This is a genomic window from Psychrobacter sp. P11G5 (genome assembly GCF_001593305.1).
Taxonomy (GTDB): Bacteria; Pseudomonadota; Gammaproteobacteria; order Pseudomonadales; family Moraxellaceae; genus Psychrobacter.
Map to the genome: position 1 here is coordinate 879,825 of NZ_CP012533.1, position 25,614 is coordinate 905,438.

General features: G+C 41.1%; 21 protein-coding genes and 1 other RNA gene. 16 read left to right on the plus strand and 6 right to left on the minus strand.

Going from position 1 to position 25,614, the window contains the following annotated elements:
* The first annotated feature begins 232 nt into the window (after positions 1-232).
* The 7 genes from AK825_RS03805 (at position 233) to AK825_RS03835 (ending at position 8,443) form a co-directional block, all read left to right on the plus strand.
* Positions 233-1,972: a glutamine--tRNA ligase/YqeY domain fusion protein gene (locus AK825_RS03805; RefSeq protein ID WP_068034830.1), complete on the plus strand. Its 1,740-nt coding sequence runs from the start codon at positions 233-235 to the stop codon at positions 1,970-1,972.
* Positions 1,973-2,186: 214 nt separating this feature from the next.
* The gene (locus AK825_RS03810) at positions 2,187-3,200 is read left to right on the plus strand and encodes a patatin-like phospholipase family protein (RefSeq protein WP_068034831.1); all 1,014 of its coding nucleotides are present in this window, start codon (positions 2,187-2,189) and stop codon (positions 3,198-3,200) included.
* 145 nt (positions 3,201-3,345) lie between these two features.
* The gene (locus tag AK825_RS03815) at positions 3,346-4,098 is read left to right on the plus strand and encodes a phospholipase D family protein (RefSeq protein WP_068034832.1); all 753 of its coding nucleotides are present in this window, start codon (positions 3,346-3,348) and stop codon (positions 4,096-4,098) included.
* Between the two features lie 43 nt (positions 4,099-4,141).
* Positions 4,142-5,392 carry a TerD family protein gene (locus AK825_RS03820; RefSeq protein WP_082787156.1) on the plus strand — a complete coding sequence of 417 codons (1,251 nt, stop codon included), beginning with the start codon at positions 4,142-4,144 and terminating at the stop codon, positions 5,390-5,392.
* Between the two features lie 209 nt (positions 5,393-5,601).
* Positions 5,602-6,240, plus strand: a complete 639-nt coding sequence (locus AK825_RS03825) for a peroxiredoxin (RefSeq protein WP_068034833.1) — start codon at positions 5,602-5,604, stop codon at positions 6,238-6,240.
* 231 nt (positions 6,241-6,471) lie between these two features.
* Entirely contained in the window at positions 6,472-7,134 is a 663-nt protein-coding gene (locus tag AK825_RS03830) for a glutathione S-transferase family protein (RefSeq protein WP_068039011.1), read from the plus strand.
* 439 nt (positions 7,135-7,573) lie between these two features.
* Positions 7,574-8,443 (plus strand): DUF4377 domain-containing protein, encoded by an 870-nt coding sequence (locus tag AK825_RS03835; protein WP_068034834.1) that lies wholly within the window; start codon positions 7,574-7,576, stop codon positions 8,441-8,443.
* Positions 8,444-8,522: 79 nt separating this feature from the next.
* Here AK825_RS03835 and ruvC read toward each other — a convergent pair whose 3' ends face one another.
* Positions 8,523-9,107, minus strand: coding sequence for a crossover junction endodeoxyribonuclease RuvC (ruvC, locus tag AK825_RS03840; RefSeq protein ID WP_068034835.1), 585 nt, complete (start codon positions 9,105-9,107; stop codon positions 8,523-8,525).
* Between the two features lie 152 nt (positions 9,108-9,259).
* On the opposite strand from ruvC, the gene AK825_RS03845 reads away from it, so the two are divergent.
* Positions 9,260-9,883, plus strand: a complete 624-nt coding sequence (locus tag AK825_RS03845) for an FxsA family protein (RefSeq protein WP_068034836.1) — start codon at positions 9,260-9,262, stop codon at positions 9,881-9,883.
* A gap of 77 nt (positions 9,884-9,960) precedes the next feature.
* On the opposite strand, the gene ssrS is transcribed toward AK825_RS03845, so the two are convergent.
* Positions 9,961-10,156, minus strand: a non-coding RNA gene (ssrS, locus tag AK825_RS03850) — 6S RNA.
* 235 nt (positions 10,157-10,391) lie between these two features.
* On the opposite strand from ssrS, the gene gpmI reads away from it, so the two are divergent.
* Both gpmI and AK825_RS03860 read left to right on the plus strand, forming a co-directional pair.
* Positions 10,392-12,050 carry a 2,3-bisphosphoglycerate-independent phosphoglycerate mutase gene (gene gpmI / locus AK825_RS03855; protein ID WP_068034837.1) on the plus strand — a complete coding sequence of 553 codons (1,659 nt, stop codon included), beginning with the start codon at positions 10,392-10,394 and terminating at the stop codon, positions 12,048-12,050.
* 231 nt (positions 12,051-12,281) lie between these two features.
* Positions 12,282-13,784: a S41 family peptidase gene (locus AK825_RS03860; protein WP_149038746.1), complete on the plus strand. Its 1,503-nt coding sequence runs from the start codon at positions 12,282-12,284 to the stop codon at positions 13,782-13,784.
* Positions 13,785-14,046: 262 nt separating this feature from the next.
* Here the strand turns inward: AK825_RS03860 and AK825_RS03865 are convergent, their stop codons facing one another.
* From AK825_RS03865 to AK825_RS03875, 3 genes are all read right to left on the minus strand, one after another.
* Positions 14,047-15,735: a sigma-54 dependent transcriptional regulator gene (locus AK825_RS03865; protein ID WP_068034839.1), complete on the minus strand. Its 1,689-nt coding sequence runs from the start codon at positions 15,733-15,735 to the stop codon at positions 14,047-14,049.
* Between the two features lie 189 nt (positions 15,736-15,924).
* A complete protein-coding gene (locus tag AK825_RS03870; protein ID WP_068034840.1) occupies positions 15,925-17,715 on the minus strand; it encodes a HAMP domain-containing sensor histidine kinase in 1,791 nt (596 codons plus the stop codon).
* A 64-nt stretch (positions 17,716-17,779) separates the two neighbouring features.
* Complete coding sequence (locus AK825_RS03875) at positions 17,780-18,415, minus strand: response regulator (RefSeq protein ID WP_068034841.1); 636 nt, start codon at positions 18,413-18,415, stop codon at positions 17,780-17,782.
* Positions 18,416-18,858: 443 nt separating this feature from the next.
* Here AK825_RS03875 and AK825_RS03880 point away from each other — a divergent pair, with 443 nt between their 5' ends.
* Both AK825_RS03880 and AK825_RS03885 read left to right on the plus strand, forming a co-directional pair.
* Complete coding sequence (locus tag AK825_RS03880) at positions 18,859-19,941, plus strand: serine hydrolase (RefSeq protein ID WP_068034842.1); 1,083 nt, start codon at positions 18,859-18,861, stop codon at positions 19,939-19,941.
* A 102-nt stretch (positions 19,942-20,043) separates the two neighbouring features.
* Entirely contained in the window at positions 20,044-20,721 is a 678-nt protein-coding gene (locus AK825_RS03885) for a thiamine phosphate synthase (RefSeq protein ID WP_068034843.1), read from the plus strand.
* Between the two features lie 46 nt (positions 20,722-20,767).
* On the opposite strand, the gene AK825_RS03890 is transcribed toward AK825_RS03885, so the two are convergent.
* A complete protein-coding gene (locus tag AK825_RS03890; protein ID WP_068034844.1) occupies positions 20,768-21,097 on the minus strand; it encodes a TraR/DksA C4-type zinc finger protein in 330 nt (109 codons plus the stop codon).
* A 338-nt stretch (positions 21,098-21,435) separates the two neighbouring features.
* Between AK825_RS03890 and AK825_RS03895 the strand changes: the two genes are divergently transcribed.
* From AK825_RS03895 to ruvA, 4 genes are all read left to right on the plus strand, one after another.
* On the plus strand, positions 21,436-22,656 hold the full coding sequence (locus AK825_RS03895; protein WP_068034845.1) for a phosphoglycerate kinase: 1,221 nt from the start codon (positions 21,436-21,438) through the stop codon (positions 22,654-22,656).
* A gap of 305 nt (positions 22,657-22,961) precedes the next feature.
* Positions 22,962-23,327 (plus strand): hypothetical protein, encoded by a 366-nt coding sequence (locus AK825_RS03900; protein WP_068034846.1) that lies wholly within the window; start codon positions 22,962-22,964, stop codon positions 23,325-23,327.
* 446 nt (positions 23,328-23,773) lie between these two features.
* Complete coding sequence (gene fba / locus AK825_RS03905) at positions 23,774-24,811, plus strand: class II fructose-bisphosphate aldolase (RefSeq protein ID WP_068034847.1); 1,038 nt, start codon at positions 23,774-23,776, stop codon at positions 24,809-24,811.
* Positions 24,812-24,929: 118 nt separating this feature from the next.
* Complete coding sequence (gene ruvA, locus AK825_RS03910; RefSeq protein WP_068034848.1) at positions 24,930-25,550, plus strand: Holliday junction branch migration protein RuvA; 621 nt, start codon at positions 24,930-24,932, stop codon at positions 25,548-25,550.
* Positions 25,551-25,614: the final 64 nt, after the last annotated feature.

Consider the following 25,614-nt stretch of genomic DNA (forward strand, 5'->3'; position numbering starts at 1 on the left):
TAGCACTGTCGTGAGTGATTGATAAAAAGTCATGGCTAGTCTAACGGCTTTTTTATCTCGTGTCATGTATCAGGCTGTTAATGCGTTTATGAAACCTGATAGAATAACGCAACTTTAACTTTTTATTATAATTTTTGATAACCTATTTTTTTTTAATGGTTTGGTTTGAATTTTCCATGATGCGTGATGGCACGTAGCATGAAATGACAATTTGCGTTAGGAGCAATGCCCGATGAGTGAGCACTCAAGCAACAATGCACAAAAAGACGAACAAAAAAACGATTTTATTCGTAATATCATTCGTGATGATGTCAATGCGCAAAAATACCCACAAATTGTGACACGCTTTCCGCCTGAGCCAAATGGTTACTTGCATCTTGGTCATGTCAAATCCATTTGCCTAAACTTTGGCGTGGCCAAAGAGTTTGGCGGTGTGTGTAACTTGCGTTTTGATGACACCAACCCAACCGCAGAAAAGCAAGATTTCATTGATAACATCGAGAACGATGTCAGATGGCTTGGATTTGAGTGGGCAGGGGACGCGCACCATGCGTCAGGTTACTTCGACCAATTACATGCGTGGGCCGTGCAGTTGATTGAGCAGGGTGATGCCTATGTAGACTTGCAGTCGCCTGAGCAGATTAAAGAAAACCGTGGCTCATTTAATGAGGCTGGCACGCCATCACCACATCGTGATGCCAGTGTTGAAGAAAACTTAACGCTCTTTAATGATATGAAAGAGGGCAAGTTTGCTGAGGGTAAAGCGGTTTTGCGTGCCAAGATTGATATGGCAAGCCCAAATATGAATATGCGCGACCCTGTTATTTACCGCGTCATGCATCAAGCGCATCATCAAACGGGTGATAAATGGTGTATCTATCCCATGTATGATTTTGCCCATCCGCTTTCTGATGCACTCGAAGGTATTACTCATTCATTATGTACGCTAGAGTTTGAAGATCACCGTCCATTTTATGATTGGGCGGTTGAAAAAGTCGGTTTTGATGTACCGCCACATCAGTACGAGTTCAGCCGCTTGAATGTTGACCATACTATGACCAGTAAGCGTAAACTCAAGCAATTGGTTGATGAAGGTATTGTCAGTGGTTGGGATGATCCGCGTATGCCGACTATCGCTGGCATGCGTCGTCGTGGTTATACGCCAGAGGGCTTACGTGACTTCTGTGAACGTGTTGGCGTGACTAAAGTGGACAGTGTTGTTGATTTTCGTTTATTAGAATTTAGCATTCGTCAATCATTGGAAACCACCACTGCACGTGGTATGGCAGTGCTAAAGCCATTAAAAGTGACCATTACTAACTTTGCGGAAGCAGTTAGTAGTTGGGAAGCGCAAAAAGCTGATAGTGTCAATGCGCGCTTTGACGATGCCACGCAAACTTTATGGCTAACTCAACCGAACCATCCTAACGTCGATATGGGTGAGCGTGAAATTCCGTTTACTGAAACTTTGTATATCGATCAAGGCGATTACGAGATTGAGCCGCCAGCAGGCTATAAGCGCTTATCACCAGAAAAGCCAGAAATTCGTCTGCGCAATACCTATGTATTGGCAGTGACTGAGCATATTACTGATGATAGTGGCAACGTCGTTGAGCTAAAAGCAACGATTGATCCGGCAACGCTAGGCAACAACCCTGAAGGTCGTAAGGTTAAAGGCGTCATTCATTGGGTATCGGCCAGCCAAGGCGTTCCAGCAACGGTACGCATGTATGAGCAGTTATTTAGTGTCGAAGACCCAAGTAGCGTCGCTGATGTACATCAAGTATTGAATCCGGACTCGTTGACTGAACTTAATGCGGTAGTTGAGCCATCATTGGCTAATGCTGAAGCTGGTACGCGTTTCCAGTTTGAGCGTGAAGGTTACTTTATCGCGGATAGCGAAGAACATACTAGTGATAAGCCTATATTTAATCAAATCGTCAGCTTACGTGATAGTTATAAACCGGCTTAGTTACTGTCTGCCAAACTCTTGAAGATGCAATGCTCAGATTAGAGTTACCAGCTAATATTGAGCAATTGCATCGCGCTGATACTTTATCAGTATCGAATTTAGGCGGGCTGCTATTGGCTGCTGAACGCGCAACAAATAATTATTAGTTGGCTTTATCTATCAGAAAACCAGACAGGCAAGCTCAACGATACATCTAAGGGAGTGTAAAGAGATTATGGTTAAAAAATCGATCAATCTAGCACTGCAAGGTGGCGGTTCTCATGGCGCCTTTACCTGGGGCGTACTGGACTACTTCATGGAAGATGGTCGGGTCAGTGTAGAAGGTATTACTGGGACGAGTGCTGGTGCTATGAATGCAGCAGTATTAGCACAAGGCTATATGGATGGTGGCGCAGATGGTGCACGTGAGGCGCTTGAGCAGTTTTGGCGCCAAGTGGCATACATGGGCAGGATGAGCCCTATTAAGCGCAGCCCTTTGAGTATTCTGACAGGTAGATGGGATGTGGATGACTCACCGGCTTACCTAATGCTTGATCTATTTAGTCGAGTTGCTTCGCCTTATGACACCAACCCGCTGAATATTAACCCATTACGTGATTTGGTTGAGTCTACTATTGACTTTGAAAAGGTCAGAGCATGTAATGAGTTAAAACTGTTTGTTGCGGCAACCAACGTGCATACGGGCAAAATAAAAGTATTCAACCGTGAAGAGCTAACCGCAGACATGATCTTAGCTTCGGCATGTTTACCGTCTTATTTCCAAGCCGTTGAAATTGATGGCGTACCCTATTGGGACGGTGGTTATGTTGGCAACCCACCTCTGTATCCCTTGTTTCGCACCACTAAGTCCAAGGATATTGCCATCGTTCAAATTAACCCAGTTGAACGCAATGAAACCCCGAAAAGTGCCATAGAAATACAGAATCGCATTAATGAGATTTCGTTCAATTCATCTTTGCTAAGAGAGTTGCGAGCTATCGAGTTTGTGACCCGTCAGTTACGTGAGAACAATCTGGATAGAGAACATTATTCTGAAGTATTCGTGCACCGTATTGAAGCTACTGAGCAAATCAATCCATTGTCAGCGTCTAGTAAAATAAATTCCGAATGGGCATTTTTAACCCACCTGCGCGATATTGGTCGTGAGTCTGCTAAGGCATTCCTTGATAAGCACTATGCAACTCTAGGTGAAGAATCTACTCTAGATTTGCGTAATGAATTTTTATAAACGAATGATGTATAAGCTAGAGCTCTAATATTATAGATTAAACTCAACAATAGTAGTTTGCAATTGTGCCCGTTTCTAGTACGCTAGAGATGGGCTTTTTTATGAATAAATATGAATTTTAATAGTAGATGTTGAGGGCATTAGAATGGCAAAGTTTTTAAACAGTAGTGGTACAACCTATCATTTAGAAGAATTGATTAAAAATGCTTCTGATAGATTGATTATTATTAGCCCGTATTTAAAGCTTAATGAGCGTATTAAAGAGCTACTAGAGGACCGTAACCGTCTCAAAATCGATATTAGAATTGTTTATGGCAAAAATGACTTACACCCTGAAGAGATAAATTGGCTCAAAAATCTAACCTTTATTCGTACCAGCTTTTGTAAAAACTTACATGCTAAGTGCTATCTCAATGAAAACGAATGCATTATTACCAGTTTGAACCTTTATGAGTTTAGCCAAGTAAATAATAATGAAATGGGGGTACTGATTTACCGTAACGAAGACACTAAGCTCTATGCCGATACTTACGAGGAAGCCCAACGCATCATTCGTATCAGTGATGAAGTGCGGATGTCACTTGAAAAGGTGACCGAATCGGATGGTGGGGTTGATAGTACAGCCACTACTAATAATACAACGGTTGGCACTAATGCAACTGCAAAATCCATTACGGAATCAGCGCAGCCTACTTACTCTAAGCTGACGACTGCGAAACTTGCTAAAGAGCTAGGTTTTAAGACTCAAGAATTAAATGATAAGTTGCTGGCAGTTGGGTATTTACAAGAACAAGAAGGTGAATTGGTATTAACAGACACTGGGCGTGCCGCTGGCGGTACAAGCAAACGCGGTAAGTTTGGCGAGTTTTGCTTGTGGGATTCAGGAATGGTTGTTTAACCATTGCATAAATTGATACTAAATTATCATTAGGACAATAATAATGCTCAATCTAATTATGGGTCAAAAAGCCAAGTTCACTGAGGTTGGTGTTATGCAGCAATTTACATTGATTGCAGAGCTATCAGCAGGCGCTACCGTTATTGATGTGGCTTGCTTTGGTTTGAGTGGGCAGCAGAAGTTAATAAATGATGATTATATGACCTTTTATAACCAGCCAAGAACGCCTTGTGGCGCTATCAGTTGGCAGTCAACAGCGACTCAACAGCGCTTCGATATTGATCTCAGTAAACTACCAGATTCCGTAGATTATTTGGTATTGACGGCAACAATCGATGGTCAAGCGACCATGCGTGAGCTTGGTGCTAGTAGCGTGACGTTAGAGCAAGCAGGGCAGATATTAGCAACTTATCAATTTGACGGTAGTGCATTTGATAGTGAGCGCGCCATGATGTTGTTTCAAGTCTATCGTAAAAATAATATTTGGCGTATTAACGCCATTGGACAAGGTTTTAACGGTGGTTTAGATGCATTGGTGACCCATTTCGGTGGGGATGTCGCAGATGAGCCTACTGATCAATTATCTACTATAAATACTACCTCTGCCGCACCGTTGGTTAATGCGACAAAAACAGAGCAGCCAACGGCTGTTAGTCTGAAAAAGGTCATCTTAGACAAACCTGGTAGTGAACATCGAATTAACCTCACGAAAGGCAGTCATGACTATCTAACAGTAGAAGCCATATGGATAGACAATGGTGATGCTAGTGCCGATAACGATGATTTAGATTTGCGTGTTGGAATATTGGCTCAGAGCAGTAAAGACATGAGCTATGTCCATGCTCCCAAGCAAATAGGCAACTTAAATAGCATGCCTTATGTGCATCATCAAGGTGATGTACAAGTCGCTAGTGCTAATGAGCCTGGAAAAGAGACGGTGTTGGTCAATCCTGCTATTGCTGAATATTATGGTGGTAAAGTTGCCTTGGTCTTTTCAGTATATTCTGCAGTTTCGAATGGTGTGGTGTCCATTGCTTCTTTACAGCCAAAAATGCGTATGCAGTATCAGGACCAAATTGTAGAATGTACCTTTAATATAAAGGCCTCACCCAAAGCCAAAAGTCGTTTTGTTTATACTTATGTGATTGGTATTGCCATTATTGATGAACAAGGTATTACCTTGCGGCACTCAGGCGAGACGAGCAAGCGCATGAGTGAGGCGACCCCTAAACTCACATGGAAAGCCGATACCGTTCAATTGAAAATGGATGGTGCCGCTATGTTTAAATCTTAACAACCATTAAGCTCTCTACTTAGTGATAAATGGAATAATCGAATTACAATCCGTCACAAGACATTCGTAACCAGTTTGTTAATATAAAATAGGATTCTTACTGACGTTAGCCGAGTTATTAGTTAATAGCTGAGCGCGTCAATGATAATAACAGAGCGCAAGGATACTTTTTAGTGTTAGCGCTCATCAATATAAACAAGGAATTAGGTATGGCACATTTACGTCTAGGTGATACTGCACCAAACTTTGACGCGAGCACCACAGAAGGCGATATAAATTTCCACGAGTGGGCAGGGGATGGCTGGGTTGTTTTCTTCTCACATCCTGCAGACTATACTCCAGTATGTACGACTGAGCTTGGACGCACCGCAGCATTAGGTGGTGAGTTCCAAAAACGTAATGTCAAACCTATCGCATTGTCGGTTGATGGCTTAGAAGATCATAAAGGTTGGGTGAGTGATATCGAAGAAACCCAAGGCACTGCTGTCAACTTCCCTATCATTGCTGATCCTGATCGCAAAGTCGCGAATCTTTACGACATGATTCATCCAAATGCTGATAATACGGCAACGGTCAGAAGTGTGTTTATTATCGATCCTAACAAAAAAGTACGCTTAACGCTTACTTATCCTGCCAGCTGTGGACGTAACTTTGATGAGATTGTTCGTGTTATTGATGCGATGCAATTGTCTGATGAGTATAACGTTGCAACACCTGTTGACTGGCAAGAAGGCGACGACGTTATCATTCCGCCAAGCGTGAAAAACGAAGATATCGCTGCTAATTATCCTAAAGGTCATACCGAAATTAAGCCTTATTTGCGTACGACACCTGCGCCTAATAAATAAATAGCATGTTTATAGATAAGTAAGATTAATTAAAGCCTCATAACTTAAAGTTATGGGGCTTTTTATTATTCTTTTGACAAGCACTAATAAGGCTTTGCTATGATGACTGGAGTAGGCTATAACTATTGTACAGATTATCGATAAAAATGATCTGTATACATGAATGTAACAACCACAATAAAGCGTATCAGCGCTGAGCCGCTGCTTGATTATCCTTACAGGGAGTTTGCCATGAAAAAATTATATGTAACCCGTACTGCCCCTAACCCGCGTAAAGCCCTTATTTTGTTAGCATCAAAAGGTATTGATGTTGATGATATGGACGATATCGATGTAATAGATATCGACTTTGCCGCTAATGAACAGATGTCAGATGCTTTTACCCAAATGAACCCGATGCAAACAGTCCCGGTATTAACGTTGGATGATGGTACGGTACTCAATGACTCACAAGCAGTGTGTGAGTATCTAGATCGAGTATATGGTGAGCGCTCAGTAATGGGTAACGATGTGGTACAACGTGCGCAAGTCTGTTCTATGCGCCGTATTGCTGAATTTGAAGTATTGTACAACTTAATGTTGGCATTTCAGCACAGTCATCCCTTAAAGGCTCAGCGTGTTGAGCAAGTACCAGAATTTGTAGCGCCTTCTATCGCGCGTGCGGTTAAAGCGTTACCTTATTTTGAAAAAGCGTTGGAAGGCCATGACTATTTAGTAGGCGATCAACTTAGCTTTGCTGATATCGTATTATACTTGGGGTTAGATTTTGGCAAAATACTCAAGGTTAATCCTAATGAGCAAGGAGAAAACCTAGCGCGTTTTTATCAGATGATGAATGAGCGTTTTAGTATCAAAAAAATTGCTAAGGCGAAATCTACACAAGCTAGCGATTAGATAAAGGTTTTTTACAGGTATTGAACTCATCCGATATTTAGTGAGGGACAGTTGAGAAATCAGCTGTCCATCATTTTTTTGAAAATATGAAGTATTAACAAACTACTGTCTAGCGGACTTCAAAGGTTTCATGCAATAAAACTAAACATTTTATTACATAAGACAATATGGTCAAGTCTATAGTAGTTATACTAATTTTATATTCGCCATACCGACTTGAATACTAGAAATACTCACCATCTAAGACAGAAAAACTTAATTAAAGGAATGTTTATTGCAAGACTACTTCGATAAAGCAGAGCTAGTATTTTGAATGGTCGTAAACAAGCTGTCTATAAATTAGATTGAGCAATCGAAACGCTATATTAATATGGCAATCTCGTTAAAAAAATACATTGAAGAAAGAAATTTTAGGTGAGTGCCCTAAGAGAGATGTAACATGGTAAGTGCAAATTTAAAACCAATTCTAAAAACATTATTATTGCCAAGCCTACTAATAGCTAGTTCGGCTTTAGTGGCATGTAATAATGCTTCAACTAGTAATGAGCCTAATGCAGAGGGTACGACTATCAATACTACTGTCCAATCGTCATCTGCCCCTGAAATTTTGAGCACCGAAGACAAGTTAATTGCTAATCTTGCCCGCTATCGTTGGACATTGGTAACTGCAACCGATGAAAGTAACCAACCAGTAACGTCGTTAATGGACATAAATGAGCAAGTTGTTCTGAGCTTCAGCAAGTATCAAGGTCAGAACAGTATTAGCTATAGTGTTGGTTGTAATACAATAAATGCTGCTTATCAACTGCAAGATAACATGTTGATGACCGAAGATGGTATGAGTACCAAAATGCTATGTGATGATTTAAATATAGCTGAAAATGAACTAAATGAGCTTATGCAGGGAGAGAGTCAGATAAGCTTGGCAGATGGCACACCGCCGACCCTTACTCAGGTTGCTAGCAATAATACAACTTTGGTTTGGAGAGGTAAAATGACGGCGCAGGCAAAATATAATAGCAAAGGTGAAACTATATTTTGGGCAGTGAGTGCAAAAACTACACCTTGTGCTGATGATAGTACACAAGCTTGTTTACAAATAAAACCCATCACTTACGATGATCAAGGTATAAAGACTGACGAGGGTGAATGGACGGATTTCATGGGTAGTATTGATGGTTATGAACATGATGGTAAGCATAATGAAATACTACGTTTACAGCGTCATAAGCTCAAGGCTGACGACGCTTCAAATGCAGAATACGCTTATGTACTAGATATGGTTATCGAAAGTTCAGTTGTTAACTAAATAGCAGTGTGCTAAAAGAGAAACACTTCAATAAAAAAACACGCGCCATTTGGACACGTGTTTTTTATGGTCATGTATTTTAACGTAAATTGCCTAAATCTTCTTCCGTTAGGCGCCAACGGCCTTTTTTCTTAGAACCGCCGCGTCCACGCATCGAGCTGTTGAGTAGTAGTTTATTCATAGAGTGACTTGAATGCGCATGACAGATAGCGCAGGCAAGCCCATCAGCAGCATCTTGTTGTGGTACCACATCTAAAGACAATATGCGGCAGACCATCTCTTGCACTTGCTCTTTGGCAGCAGCACCATAACCACATACGGCTTGTTTGATCTGACGTGCCGTATATTCTGACACCTCTAAGTCTAATGCCACCATTGCTGCAATGGCTGCACCTCGTGCTTGCCCAAGTTTAAGCGCAGAATCAGGGTTTTCTGCCATAAATACTTGCTCAATAGCAGTATAAATAGGCTCATCAGCATACTTTAGGTGATGCTGAGTAATACGAGTCAAGCCGTTGAAAATACGTTTAAGGCGTTCAGGCATCTCTTTGGTGTCAGTACGAATGGTGCCTGCATCAATATAGGTTAACTTATCGCCTGTTTGTTGAACGATGCCATAACCCGTCATACGTGAGCCAGGATCAATTCCTATAATAATTGCCATAGTATTCCGTCTTACTTTCATTTTATTTTATGGCTTAAAAATCAGCCTTAAGTTTGATAGTATAGCAATCAATCCCCATATACATCATATGTTAGCCATTTTAATTTCATGGCGCTCAATTTTTTAGTTTTTATTTGATAGGACGACGCCTTATGGGTCAGATAGTTGGTATTGCCATCGTTTGGTTTATTATCGAGATGCTCTTGTGGTATTTGCTTGCTCAATTTATGAGTGGCTGGGTAGTATTTATGTGGTTCATTATTGCCGCTGTCATTGGTATCTCTCTGATTCGTAAGGGTATGGTTGCCCTTAATCCAATGGCGCAGCAAATGAAAGCTGGGGGCATGATGAATCCCGCGATGCGTCCGCAAGAATCTACTATGCTAAAGAGTGTCGCTATGGCAGCGGCCGGTATTTTGCTATTGATTCCAGGAGTTATTAGCGATCTATTGGCATTGCTTGTGGTGTTGCCACCAGTACAAAAGAAGCTTAAAGATATGGCTAATAACTATGTCATGAATAATCAGCAAAAAATGATGGAGATGATGGCCAAACAAATGGGTGGGCAAATGGGCGGAGGTCAAAATCCGTTTGGTAGTATGGGTGGTCAAAACCCGTTTGGCGGTGCAGGAGGCATGAATGGGCAAAACCCATTCGGGCAACAACAGCAAAATCCGTTCGGTGACACCTTTAAACAACATACCACGGTTGATGGTACTGCAAAAACCATTCCGAAAGATGTGAAGAAAATTACTAAATCTGCCAACGATGAATAATAGATGGTTTGATAGTCGAACATAAAAAAGCCCCTTTCGTCGATGACAAAAGGGGCTTTTAATGGTCGTAACCGAATATAACAACCAGAGTGCCGCCGTAAAATGGTGACCCATGAACCGTGAAGTTCAGGGCGGATGCGTCATTACCTCGGCAGGTTTCCTGATACACCGCAAGCGGTGCAGGCATACACAATGAAGCAATAGATAGCACATCCAGGTAAAGCATTATCGGCTCAGGGAATAAACATCTACTAGCCAACACTCTAGAATAATTTTATCTTAACCAATGGAATAACTGATTGCAAGTCTGATTTACAGATTAATACTTTGCATCAATAATTGTTTTACTTATTAAGGATGCCATATTGGAAAAAATGGCTTAGAAATTGTGTAAATTAGTTAAAAAATGTCGAGTTTTCAGCTATTTTGAGATATGTGTTAATATAGAGTGCTTTCAACACCCTAATACAAAATTATAGGCGTTCATTCACTTGAGGAGCGGTAATATATGACCAGTAACCAGCAGCCATTAGAATCTATTGATGACAATCAGGCGCAGCTTAATAGTAAGCAAGGCAGCGTGCAAAATAAAAAAACACCGCACGTTTTGATGATATTGGATGGCTTTGGGCATCGTGAAGATGAGAAAGATAATGCTATTGCTGCCGCAAACATGCCGAACCTTGATAAGATTTATCAGCAGTATCCGCATGGGTTGATATCGGCTTCGGGAGAAGATGTTGGGTTACCAGACGGTCAATTTGGTAATTCAGAAGTAGGGCATATGAACCTAGGTGCTGGTCGTGTCCTTTACCAAGATTCAACTCGGATCTCAAATGAGCTTGCCAACCGCGAATTTTATAAAAATGAAGCGTTAGTTGACGCTGTAAAAGCTGCAAACGAGCTTGGCGGTAATGTACACATTATGGGATTGTTATCTGATGGTGGCGTGCATTCGAATCAAGATCATATCGAAGCGATGTGCCACTCTGCACTGGTTCATGGGGCCAAAAATGTCTTTGTCCATTGTTTTTTAGATGGTCGTGACACACCTCCTAAATCTGCTGACAAATATATCAATCGTCTACGCGATCATATTAATAAACTGAATGCTCACTATGAGGGTGGCCGAGTACAAATTGCTAGTATCATCGGGCGCTATTATGCGATGGATCGTGATAATCGTTGGGATCGTGTCCAAAAAGCCTATGAGCTAATCACTGAGGGTAAGGCTGATCGTCTAGCAACGCGTGCAGATGGTGCAGTGCAGGCAGCTTATAAAGCACGTGAGACCGATGAGTTTATCAGCCCGACGACTGTGATTGGACGTGATGAGGTGCCATATACGGTCGAAGATAATGATGCGCTAATCTTTATGAATTTCCGTGCTGACCGCGCTCGCGAACTTGCGCAAGCATTTGTACTACCAGATCATGAGTTCTCGGGTTTTGCTCGTCATAAGCAACCAAGACTTGCTGCTTTTGTGATGTTGACTAAATATTCAGATATCTTGGCAGATAATGCAAAAACCAGTATTGCTTATTATCCGACGTCATTGACCAATACATTAGGCGAGTATTTACAGGATCAAGGCAAAACTCAGCTACGTATCGCCGAGACTGAAAAATATGCACATGTTACTTTCTTTTTTAGTGGTGGCCGTGAAGCAGAATACGAAGGTGAAGAACGTATTTTAGTGCCATCGCCAGATGTAGCCACTTATGACTTGCAGCCTGAAATGAGCGCTCCTGAGGTGACTGATAAGCTGGTAGCTGCTATTGAGTCAGGTAAATATGATGTGCTCGTAGTAAATTATGCTAATGGTGACATGGTCGGCCATACTGGTATTTTTGATGCTGCCGTACAAGCCGTAGAAGCACTCGATGTATGCGTTGGTCGTATTGAATCAGCGGTACGTGCAGCTGGTGGTGATATGCTAATCACTGCAGATCATGGTAACTGCGAGCAGATGCAAGACTACGAAAGCGGACAGGTACATACTCAACATACTACAGAACATGTGCCTCTAATTTATGTTGGTGAGCAAAACGTACGAGTACGTAATGGCGGTAAACTTAGTGATGTAGCACCTACCATCTTGGCATTAATGGATATTGAGCTACCAGCTGAGATGACAGGTAAAAGTTTGTTGATTCCTACATTATAGTTTTAAACAGTCACTATAGGTTCAATGATTAGGTTCGATAATTTTTATTAGCTGGCAAAAGGGGAGAGATAGCGCTTATCTTTCCCTTTTTATTTGCAATAATATCCTATTTTTCAGTAGGGTCTTAATGCTATCTTATAGTCCTCTAGCTCGTTTATATCAGTTAACTATTTTGTAATCAAACGACAATAATAAAGTTGTATGTACTTTTTATTTTATGTGAGTCCTCTTATGCTTTTATCAGCCTCAAAACTATCGGTCGAACCAGTTAAATTAGGATGGACACAACGTGCTATCTTCAAGCCTGTGCTTAAGATTGGCTTGCTTGGGCTACTAGGGATAGGCAGTATCAATCTACACGCACAAGCAGCTAATGTGGAGCCTACTGGTAAAAGTGCGACCAATGGTAATAGCCTTACAGCAGGCTTGCAACTTATTAGCTTAAATGTTGATGATGACCTAATAGATAATGAAGCATCAGAATCAGGAATGCTGAGGGTCGCAGATGAAACAGATAGCCGGACAGATGATGATATAGATGCGTTAGGAGACAATGCCGTAGCGGATTTAACGGATGATAACTTGACTGATATACCAGCCGAAGTCGCGCAAGTATCGTTAAATGCAATCTCTCCTGAAACCTTAAAAACTTTTGTCGCAGTAGTAGACTTAGTGCGCCGTCAATATGTTGATCCTGTCAATGATGAAGAGTTATTTGACAATGCGATGAGTGGTATGTTGACCAAGCTTGATAGTCATGCTGAGTTTTTGGATGCTGAAGCGTACGAGAATCTACGCGCATTTACCGAAGGCGATGTGGGAAATGTCGGTTTAAAGGCGGAGTATCAACCGGCCGAAGGGTATTGGGTTGTAACTGATATTGTAGATGAGTCGCCTGCCGATAAAAAAGGAATTACCGTTGGTGATTATATCCATCAAATCGGCCAGTTTAAAATTGATGGTGATAGACAGTCTAATGATGTTGAACAGCTGCTTAATGGCATTGCAGGTACGCAAGTCGATGTCACAGTGTCTAAAGCTGGCCGGCGCAAGCGTGTCATCACATTACAACGTAATAATACTCATCTGCAAACCATCGAGACGCGGCTTGTTGATGGAATTGCTGTTATTAAATTACCGGCTTTTCAAAACAATACACGTGAACGAATCCTGCAAAGCTTAACCAATCTTGATGCGCCTGTTACTGGAATACTGCTTGATTTACGTGATAATCCAGGTGGTGTATTAATCTCAGCGGTCAAAGTAGCCAGTTTGTTTATGAGTGATACTGATGTAGTACAGGTAAAGAGTAGACAAAGTAAGTTGCGTACCTTGTCCACGCAAGAGGCTGCACTACTTAAGCCTTTACCAGTAGTCATCTTGCAAAACCGCTATTCTGCTTCGGCAGCAGAAGTGTTGGCAAGCAGTCTACAGACACAGCAACGCGCAACCATCGTCGGCGAAGTAAGCTATGGCAAAGGTTCAGTACAATCGGTTATACCACTCAATAATGAGCAAGCAGTCAAGTTAACGGTAGCTCACTACTTGACAGCAACAGGAAAGAAGATTGATAAGATAGGCGTGCAGCCTGATGTGTCTTTATCTGGTAATGAGCGTACGTGGGAGCAGCAAGCACTTGATGTGTTGCGACAGCAAGTACGCTCTTCAGGGCTTCGCTTTGTAAAAAAAGATAATGTTGATAGTGTTGCTGATAACGATAAAGAAAGTATCTAAAAAATATGAGGTACAAGCTTAGGGCATGTCCTCAATCTGAACGAGTGGACCTCTAATGGGCTAAAAATGGCTATATTTCCGTCACTCTTTGAAAATTTCTAGACAATATGTCCATATTCTCTGCAAAATTTCCTTTGACCGACAAAAATCTATCTCATTTTTATTACCATTATCAAAATGAGGACAGGCCCTAGTTAGTTCTAATCAGTAACTTTTAAGAGAACTAATCACTATCAGCTTTATTCACCCTAGTAGTATCGAGCTATTCTAAGTTATCGTCCTGATCTTCATCGATTTCAAGCTTTTTCATGCGATAGCGTAGAGAGCGGAAGGTAGTACCCAATAATTCAGCTGCCTGAGTCTTGTTCCAATCTGTCTGCTTAAGCGCTTTAATAATCAAGCGCTTTTCTTGATCTTGAAGATAGGCCTCTAGCCCTTTTTGGGGTAATTCAGCCTCAGAAACACTAACTATTGAGGGCTGAGTATTTATATCATCAACAAATTGCTCTGGTTTACGTCGGTCTTGATTATATACAGATGAAGTGCCGATATTATTAGATTTAGGAGTAGACATGCGGATAGCAGAGGAATAATTTTGGCTGTGAGTGCGATACGGATGTAAGTTATTAATTACCATTCTGCTATTAACATTCCTGCCACTCTGTTTAGGAGAGTCTTTTGTCTGTAGAGGCATAGGTTTATCATTTACAGCGGATACAGCAGTCATATCTTCGTTACTGGTCATATCTTTAGGATTGGCTTCATCATAATAATTATCAGTGAGCTTAGGTAATCCCAAATGATCATCGTCTATGATTGTGGTATCTGCTAACGTGACTGCGCGCTCCAGTATATTGCGAAGCTCACGAACATTACCAGCAAATTCATGATGTTGGAGTCGATCACAGGCATTCTCAGTCAGCTGTGCTGGAGTATCTAGTTGCCACTCTTCAGATATCAATGCTAAAAAATGCTTAGCGAGTAAAGGTATGTCATCGCGTCGCGTTTTAAGCGTGGGTAATTTAAGTTCGATAACGTTAATTCGATAATACAAATCTTGCCGAAAATCGCTATCTTTTACCAATTGATTCAAGTCTTTATGAGTGGCTGATAAAATACGAATGTCAACGGGAATCTCTTTGGTATCACCAATAGCACGTACTGTTTTTTCTTGAATAGCGCGTAATAGCTTAACTTGCATAGCGAGCGGTAAATCCGCAACTTCATCCAAAAATAGCGTACCACCGCTGGCTTGTTGAAACAAACCCTGCTTGTCTGCAACTGCACCGGTAAAACTGCCTTTCTTATGCCCAAAAAACTCTGATTCCATCAGCTCAGATGGAATTGCGCCACAGTTGACTGGTACAAAGCTACCATCACGGCGCGGACTTAAGTCATGAATGAGTCTGGCAACGACTTCTTTACCTGTACCAGAGTCACCGGATAAGAACACTGGCGCCTGTGAACGCGCTAGTTTGACAATGGTGGTTTTCAAGGTTTGCATCACGGCAGAATTACCTATTAGACGACTATCTAATAGCTGCTGCTCCGGCGTAATCTCATTGGTTGCTTGTGTGCTTTCGTCTTGATGGATGACTTTAAGTGCATTTTCGACCAGCTGTCGTAAACGAGGTAACTCAAGCGGCTTATTTACAAAGTCAAAAGCACCCATTTTAAGCGCTTCAATAGCCAGATCCATGCTGCCGTGTGCCGTAATCACAGCAACCGGCGTATTGGAGCTGCTACTAATCTGCTTCACCAGTTCTAGTCCTGAGCCATCGGGTAGCTGTAGATCAGTTAGACAAAAATCATAGTGGTTATTTTCCAGATAAGATTTTGCTTGTGACAGGCTATAGGCGACATCACTTCTGATGCCCATTTTTGTTAGCGTGATTTGCATAAGTCGGCATAAATCTACTTCATCATCGACGACTAGCGCGATTGCTGTCATACATAACCTCATGTTTGTTCAATTGGTACAAGTTACTAAATAAACGCTCATATAAAGGGTTATCATCAATAAATAGAGAACCTTTAACCTTTTTTATCTTTATTAACTGTACAGGTTAACTATCTTGATCGATTATGGAAATCAATATTTTATCAGTGTGGGCGTTATTGAAAACTATTAATAATAGTCTTAAACATCCCAAGCATCTTCTGGGCAGGAGCCCAATGGTATAATCAATCGAAAACAGGTTTTTTCATGTTCAGCTACATACAGTAGCCGTGCATGATTGGCTTCGCTAAATGCTTGTGATAAATATAATCCCAGTCCGGTACCTGCTTTATCAGTAGTAAAAAATGGATCAAATAGGTGCTCTACATCAGTTTCAGCAACCTTATCACCTTCGTTTAAAACATCGATTATAACATCGTTCTGCACACAATATATCTCGACCTCAGCATAAGCGTGTGGATGCACAAGACCACAATAGCGCAAACCGTTGTTGATTAAATTAATGAGTATTTGCTCTAATTGATGGTTATCAAACTGTACCACGGGATGTGAATCATCACGTAAAAAAATATCATTACCGCGAAAATAGTTTTCTAAAAATTGTGGCATCCATGTCGCAAGTTCTATTGTCTGCTTATTGGAACGTTGCTGACGTGATAACTTTAATACGTCTTCAATAATACGATTAACACGCTTAGTCTGTGCAAATATCATCTTGTACAGCTCATTATTGCCATGTGTGTCGATGGCAGCTTGGTTCTTTATCAGTGAGGATGTGTTTTCGCCTACGTCACGGTTATCGTCTATATCTTCTAGCAATAGCTGACTGGCCTGTGAGATAGCAGCAAGTGGATTACGAATCTCGTGAGCGATACTGGCCGTTAGCTGTCCTAAAGAAGCCAGTTTTAGCTGTTGAGCGTTGGCTTGTTCGCGACGCAAATCTTCAAACAATACCAGCTGGCTACTATCCTCTAAGGGAATGATTTGTACGCGCAGCTTGTTTGTAACAGAAGCGCTAGCTGCCTCAGGTAACTCATAAATAAAGTTTCTTGATTGATTGGCGGGAACAGAGAGGCAGCTATTGAGTAGGGCTCTATGTTGATGAGCCAAAGCCTGCTGAAAAGCATACAATGGATTATGATGATTCTTAAAATTACGCTGTTGTTGTCTGAGAGTAGACTTTGTATTATCGTTATTAGGGGGTGCTTTTCTAAATGGCGATGCTGGTATCTCAGAAATACCTAGAAGCTGGTAAGTTGCATGATTGGCTAAAACAATATGCTGCTGATCGATAACCATCACGCCATTAAGCATTTGGCTAATAACTTCTTGATTGATTGTATTAAGACGTTCTACTTCTTCTGCTTGCCGTGCTATAAATCGTTCGACATGTACTAAGCGCTGCGAGATCGACCAGCTCAAAAAACCAACGGCTAAAAAACTGGCTGACATTAATAAGGCGTCACCTAGGTTGGCTAGACTCATACTATTGACAATCGCATGGAAAAATTGCTGATAAATGACGAATAAAATTGCTAGTAAAGTGATAATCAGGGCTTGTGAGCTGCGTAACAACATAAAGCTCGCTGCTACGACGACCATATATAGCATAGTCAATTGTAAGTCTGGCGCACCATTGGTATACAACAGCAAACTTAAAACGATTATATCAATACCCAAACCAAATACTAACTGGCGTTGCAGCTGCTTAGTTGCCACCAAAAATAAACTCAGTAAAATCAGACTAAGAATGACATAAAACCCAAGGGCAGTTTGCTGCAATAAGCTTGGTAATAGCAGATTGGTATCTGCTTTGATATTGGCGTACACCATTAACAATAGAAACGCACTGACTACTAAACGATAACTATTATAAATTAGCCCAAGCTTGCGTAACTGTGATGCAGGTAGGGTATTGTCCTGCTTTAGAGATCGGACAACAGCGTTAATAGTTCTAGAAGCAGGTTTCATAAATGGACCGAAGCGAAGGAATAGATATAAATATATTAGTTAAAGAAGCAGACTAACCCTGAAATTAAGGTTGAATCAACCCATGACGAATGGCTAGATGAGTCAATTTAACATCACTATCAACACCGACTTTTTCATAGATACGGTAGCGATAGGTATTAATGGTTTTTACGCTTACGAATAATTGATCGGCAATTTGCTGTGGGCTTTGACAGTTGACTACCATCATGGCGACTTGTTTTTCACGATCGCTAAGCAAATCGAAAGGTGAGGAGGCATTATCTGATAATAATACTTCGGCCAACTGCTCTGCAACGTCATGGCTAAAATAACGCCCACCTTGGTATATTTTTTTGATACCACGTATCATCTCATCGAGTGGCGTACCCTTAGTAATGTAACCATTAACTCCAGCTTTGAGGAGCATTGATGGATACGGCTGCGCTGACATACTACTCACTGCCAATATTTTGATACCCATGTCCAATTGTACCAAACGCTTAGTCGCTTCAAGACCACCGATATTTGGCATGTTTACATCTAGTAGAACCACATCTGGACTGAGCTGCTTAGCCATTTTTAATGCCATATCACCGCTATCAGCTTCACCTACTACTTCAATATCTGCACTGTCAGACAGCATACGACTGATGCCCATTCGTACTAAATCGTGATCATCTACTACTAATACTCGAATCATAGTTATACTCTTTACTATTTAATAGATTGAGGCGAATTAGGGATAGCCTAACATTGGTTAAGATTGGCTATGCTATAAATATATTACTTAACAGTGACTTATCCAATACAATACAAGTACTTTATTTTATATCGATGTTGCTATTTATAATAATCTTGCTTTATAGTTACTTATCTATAGAATTACTTTGCAGTAATAATAAAACAAATATTTCTCTAATGTTAATCAATATTACATGAACCCAAAGCAACTGTAGTAATCTTCGTACATGTACAAAAAAATCTCATGAAGTCAGGCCGATACATTAAACTTAAATGCAAACCATGATACACTAAAAGTACAAAAACTCTATACGAGTGTCTACAAACACAATCAGAAACGCTACGTTTATCAATTGCATATGATAATCTGCAATTGACGCGATACCAACAGCAGGGGGAATAATGAAACATTTACCATTAACCAAACAGCAATTAGTCGCTGCCATGATTTCGTTAAGCTTAGGCAGTGCTGCACAAGCTGCGCTTAGTATTAATGGTAGCCCTGAGTCTAGCGCACGCGTCAGTTGGGGTGGGGCGGATAGCTTATCAGAAGCCCGCAACATTATGTATAGCTCTAAAAGCTCTACTACTCCTATCAAAAAAGTGGATAACGGCTACGGCACTACTAATATTACTAATGCTAACAGTTATGGCAGTAGCAGTAATAGCTATAACAATACTTATAACACTACCTACCGTGGCGGTTTTGGTAGCAGCGATATGCTACCAATCAGCACAGACTCGCGTAGTGTCGCAGTCATAGATGTCGAGACTGGAAAGTCTATATACGAAAAAGATGCAGATATCGCGCGTCCTATGGCAAGTATTACTAAAGTAATGACAGCCATGGTTGTCTTAGATGCTGGTCTTGATATGCGTGAAGAAATTACACTTGATCCAGAAGACTTTGTAGGTCCTAAGCGTGCAAGCTCACGTTTGAAATCAGGCGATCGCATGAATCGCGCTGAGATGCTACTCATGGCTTTGATGAAATCTGAAAATCCTGCTGCTAAAAGCCTAGCACGTAACTATCCAGGTGGCTATGATGCCTTTATGCGGGCGATGAACCGTAAAGCTCAAGAGTTGGGTATGACCACAGCATACTTTGGAGATCCAACAGGTCTTGATAAGCGTAATGTTGCCTCATCAAATGACTTAGTAAAAATGGTACGTGCTGCGGGTAACTATGATGTTATTCGTCGTTTTTCTACTACCAAAAGCTACGACTTTTACGTTGCCAACTATTCAAGTGGTAACCGCACCTATAAAGCCAGCAATACGAGCAGCCTTGTGCGCTCAGGAGATTATCCAATTGGTATCTCTAAAACAGGTTTTATTAACGAAGCTGGTCGTTGTGTAGTTATGGAGACTCGTGTCAACAACCGCCCTGCTATTATCGTGATTTTAGGTGCTAACAGCTCCGCAACTCGTTGGGGTGATGCTAAAAATATTCTAACCAGTTTAGCCACGCGCCGTACAGTATAAAATACTTATTTAAACTGCTGTAAACCATAGTTTGTAGACAAAAAAGGCTGTTATTTAATATAACAGTCTTTTTTTTGGCTTAATTAAGCTTAAGGATGATTTATGACTGAACAATCAACTGTAACTTCAGAGCGAGCAGCGCCTATGCTGTATCTGCTTACTAATGATGATGAATTTGATTTGCTTTATGCTAAGTTAGAGGTAGCTCTAGCGACAGGCGTAATAGGGTTGCTACAAATCAGACGCAAGCAAGTATTGGCTCAGACTCATGGTCAAAAAAAGTTATATGACGAGGCGCTAAAGATAGTAGCACTAGCAAATCTATACGAAGTACCAGTAGTTATAAATGATGATATCGCTTTAGCAGTCAAGCTTGGAGTAGGGGTGCATCTTGGACAACAAGATGGTGCTATTAGTGAGGCTAAACAGCAATTGGAGTCTAATCAGATTATTGGCCGCACTTGTCATGGAGATGTAGCGTTAGTAGAAGAAGCAAGGTCTGCAGGCGCAACTTATGCGGCAATGGGTGCTATATTTGCATCATCTACTAAACCTAATGCCGACACTATCTCTCGTCAACAGCTTATAGATGGCTGCCAACAGACTATTCATAACGACATTGAACTTTGTGTCATTGGTGGTTTGACAGTCGAAAATATTGTTCAACTAAAAGGGTTGCCCATCGCTTATATTGCGGTAGTTGGTGACATTTTAGACTTGCCAGTAGATTCAATTGCGCAGCGCTGTCAAGAGTGGCAACAGGCGCTTACCGATTGGTAAATACCTGCCCATAAGATTGATGATTTATGATGTATGGAGAAAAGTTTTACACAGCATGATCCATACACAAGGTAGCGTAAGGCAAGGCTTCTAAGCGCTTTTCTTCTATTGGTTTACCGCAAACTTCACATTCACCATAAGTGCCGTTCTCGATACGACTCAGGGCATTCTCGACATAAACAAGACTTTGCCGTGCTTCAGCCATCAAATTTTTACGCATATCATTTTGACGATATGATATTGCCTGATCATCCCAATGTTCGTTCAAATCATCTTGTGGATGCTGGATATGATCTTCTATTTTATCAATGCGAGTTTCATACTCTTCTTTTAATTTTAGTAAATTTTGTTTGGCAACATCAAAGTCAATGCTCATTATAATCTCCTAATAGGTTATTGTTATTTTCTACCGAGTTATCATTTATCAAGTGATCGAAAGTCAGATAGTGCTTTATAGTAAAATGAACCGTTACTAAGTGCCACCACGAAATGTTAATGGGCTTCTAAAAAATGTCTCTAAATTATGATGGTATCCTGAATAGCAGGCGCCAAATATTATGCATCTGAGATTTTTATTAAAAATTTACTGTAATACTTGTTTCTTGCCTAGAATGAGCAAGCTCTATTGTATAAACTACGGCTCATATGATATTGGCGGTTAATTTAACTTCATAAAACGATAGACAAAATAATCCATATAGCCTAGGAGCGGTAATGAATTTTTTACGTATGAGTGAGCTGACGTTAACGGACAAAGTAGTATTGATTCGTGAAGACCTAAATGTTCCTATCAAAGATGGTAAAGTGACAAGCGATGCACGTCTGCAGGCCAGCATGCCAACTATCAAAATGGCGTTAGATAAAGGGGCGGCAGTAATTGTATGCTCACATCTAGGACGTCCAACAGAAGGTGAACCTGAGTCCAAGTATTCTCTCGCTCCAGTTGCTGATTACTTGACAGACAAGCTGGCTGGGCAGATAAAAAAGCCTGTAATGCTTAATAATAATTATCTTGGTAAAGGCGTCACTATTAAAGCTGGTGAAGTGGTTTTATTGGAAAATGTCCGTTTCAATAAAGGTGAAAAAAAGAATGATGCTGGGCTGGCAGAAGCTTATGCAAGCTTGTGTGACGTGTTTGTGATGGACGCATTTGGTACTGCTCACCGTGCACAAGCCTCCACTGAAGGGGTGACTAAAGCAATGCGCCAAGCAGGTAAGACTGTGTGCGCTGGACCATTGCTCGCAGCTGAACTCGATGCATTGAGTCTAGCCCTTGAGACTCCAGCACAACCGATGTTAGCGATTGTTGGTGGCTCAAAAGTATCTACTAAACTTGAAGTTCTTCATAGCTTAGCAGAAGTTTGTACCCAAATCATCGTTGGTGGAGGTATTGCCAATACTTTCTTGGCCGCACAAGGTCATAGTGTAGGTGCATCGCTACATGAAGCTGACTTGGTCGATACTGCTCGTCAAATTATGACCAAGACTGATATTCTGCTGCCTGAATTTGTAGTCGTCGCTGATAAAAACGATATTGATTTTGATGACTTTGTAGGCTCATTGCAACAAGCGAAAGCTACTGTTAAAGCGGTAGATAATATTGGTGCCGATGATATGATATTGGACATTGCGCCGCAAAGTGCTAAACAATTAGCCAAGGCTATTATTGATGCTAAAACTATCCTTTGGAACGGTCCAGTTGGAGTGTTTGAAGTGGATGCTTTTGGTGCTGGTACTGAAATTTTGGCAACAGCAGTACAAGTTAGTAACGGGTTTTCGATAGCTGGCGGTGGTGATACTCTAGCTGCAATTGATAAATACCAAGTTGCTGATGGCGTAAGCTACATGTCTACAGGCGGCGGTGCATTTTTAGAATTTGTCGAAGGTAAAGTTTTGCCTGCGGTAGCTGCATTACAGGTTGAAGAAAAAAAATAGTTATTCGAACAAAACAACAGTTCTGAAAAGTAACAGGATTATTACAGGTTAATAACTAATTATTAATATAAGTAACAACAATAGTAACATTACGCGTACAAATGAAATTCAACATTTAGGGTAGGCTGTAGGGATATTGTCAGCTTAGGGTATACCAATGAGTATGCAGCACTGACGATTGAGGATTTTTATTAAGCAGTTATTATTTGTTAATATACTGAAAATTGTTATTGCATGTCTTATTTGCTATCTATAAAATAGCGCAATCATGTATTCTGACATGCACCATTTACAAGAGGTTTATTATGTTAAAACGTCATTTGTTACTTGCTAGCGTACTTGCTGGTACTTTTGCAGTCACTGCATGTAGCCAACAAACTGAAGACCAAACCGAAGCTGCTGTTGAGTCTGCTGGCGACGATGCCGCTGCTAATACTGAAGCTGCTGCTCAAGAAGCTGAAGTTGCTGCTCAAGAAGCTGGTACTGAAGTTGCTGAGAGTGCTGAAACTGCTGGTGCTGCCGCTACAAATGCGCTAGAAAATACCGGTGATGCTATCGCTGAAGGTACTAACAAAGCTGTTGAAGGTACTGCTTCAGCTGTTGCTGATGGTGCTAACGCTGTTGCTGATGGCGCGAACGACATTGCTGTTGATGCAGAGCAACAATACTAAGCAAATTAGCAGCTAGTTTATTGATGGATTATTCATTGATAAGTAAGCCATTAAACTAGTAATTGCTTTATAAGCCTCCAGAATATTAAAAAGCCTTGATAATAATCAGGGCTTTTTTGCGTTTGCTATTTTAATTGTATCTTGCACAGTAGCTTAGCGTGGACGTTAACTGCTTATAGAACCTGCCAGACAGATAAATACTAATGCAACCGCTACGAGATGTAGGTAAATTTTGCTATAATCACCCCGCTATGATTTTGATTGCTATACATAGTTGTCATGATCTATACGCAAAGTCTATGTTTAATGCTAAATAACCATTAAGTCGACATTCACTTTTCGAAGCTAAATCTATTTTGTGACCTGCACATGCTTTTAGTAGCATGATGTTTTTGACAGTATTCAATAATAGTATCATTTTTTAAAAACCAACCAGAGAGCGTTTTATGGCCTTAATTTCGTTACGTCAACTTTTAGATCATGCTGCTGAGCACAACTATGGTGTTCCCGCATTTAACGTAAATAACTTAGAGCAGATGCGAGCGATTATGATGGCGGCGGATGCTTGTGATTCACCTGTCATTGTACAAGCCAGTGCCGGTGCACGCAGTTATGCAGGGTCAGCTTTTCTACGTCATTTAATTATTGCTGCTATTGAAGAGTGGCCACATATCCCAGTTGTCATGCACCAAGATCATGGTATGTCACCAGCTATTTGCCAACGCTCAATCCAGCTTGGATTTTCATCAGTAATGATGGACGGCTCTTTAGGTGAAGATGGTAAAACGCCAATGGACTATGACTATAATGCTAGCGTTACGCGCGAAGTAGTCAAACTTGCACATGCTTGTGGTGTGTCTGTAGAAGGGGAAATTGGTTGCCTGGGCAGTCTCGAGACAGGTATGGCTGGTGAAGAAGACGGTTCTGGTGCAGAGGGAATTCTCGATCATGAGCAGCTGCTGACCAGTGCTGACGAAGCTGAGCATTTCGTAAAAGACACCAATGTCGATGCTTTGGCGATTGCGATTGGTACCAGTCATGGTGCTTATAAATTCACGCGTCCACCAACAGGCGATATCTTATCTATTGAGCGGGTGAAAGAGATTCACGCGCGTATTCCTAATACGCATCTTGTCATGCATGGTTCTTCATCAGTACCCCAAGAGTGGCTAAAAGTCATTAATGAGCATGGTGGTGATATTGGCGAAACTTATGGTGTACCAGTTGAGCAAATCGTTGAAGCGATTAAGCATGGTGTACGCAAAGTAAACATCGATACTGATCTGCGTTTGGCATCAACAGGAGCTATCCGTCAATTTTTAGCAGAGAATCCTAGCGAGTTTGATCCACGTAAATATTTCAAAGCTTCTATGGTGGCGATGTCAGATATCTGTACCAATCGCTTTGAAGCCTTCGGTTCTGCTGGACAAGCGCATAAGATTCGTCCGATTAGCCTTGAAGGCATGGTTGATTTTTATCAGTAAGCGAACCTAATAAATAGTTTGGCTTAGGCTTCGTTTAAAGGGCATTAGGAATACTGTTTAGAATAATGCCTTTTGAGCGAAAGTCGCTTATTCGATTGTTAATGACAGGTGATGGATTATGATTGGACTGATTACTGGACAGGTACAATATTTAATGGCACCAACAGCTTGTATCATGACCACCTCCGGTGTAGGTTATGATATTGAGCTACCATTGCCATCATTTTGTCAGCTGCAGGTAGAGCAGCAAGCAAGTATTTGGACGCATTTTCATGTGCGTGAAGATGCTCAGCTGCTGTACGGGTTTATAGATCGTAAAGAGCGTGATGTCTTTCGGCAACTCATTAAAATTAATGGTGTTGGTGCTAAAATGGCGCTAGCGATGCTATCTGCTATGTCAGCGGCTGAGTTAAAAATGCATGTCGAGCAGGACTCGGAGGCAGCACTTACTCGTATACCGGGTATCGGCAAAAAAACAGCACAACGCTTATTAATTGAGCTTAAAGATAAGCTGAAAAATATCGAAGTCGATAATAGTAATTTAGAGTTTGCTATTCAGCCAGTTGCTGTATCTCACGAAGGCAGTATCATTGCCGAAGTGGAAGGCGCATTGATAAGCTTGGGTTATAAAGAAAAAGAAGCTCAGCAAGCGATTAAAGCTGCTAAAAGTAATGGTGATGTTTTTGCTGACACGCAAGGCTTATTAAAGGCGACCCTGCAGCAATTATCTGGTTTCTAAGCTAATTTGTTCAGATTTAATATTATTATAGTTAATCTATAAACACTTTTAAGTAAGCGACACT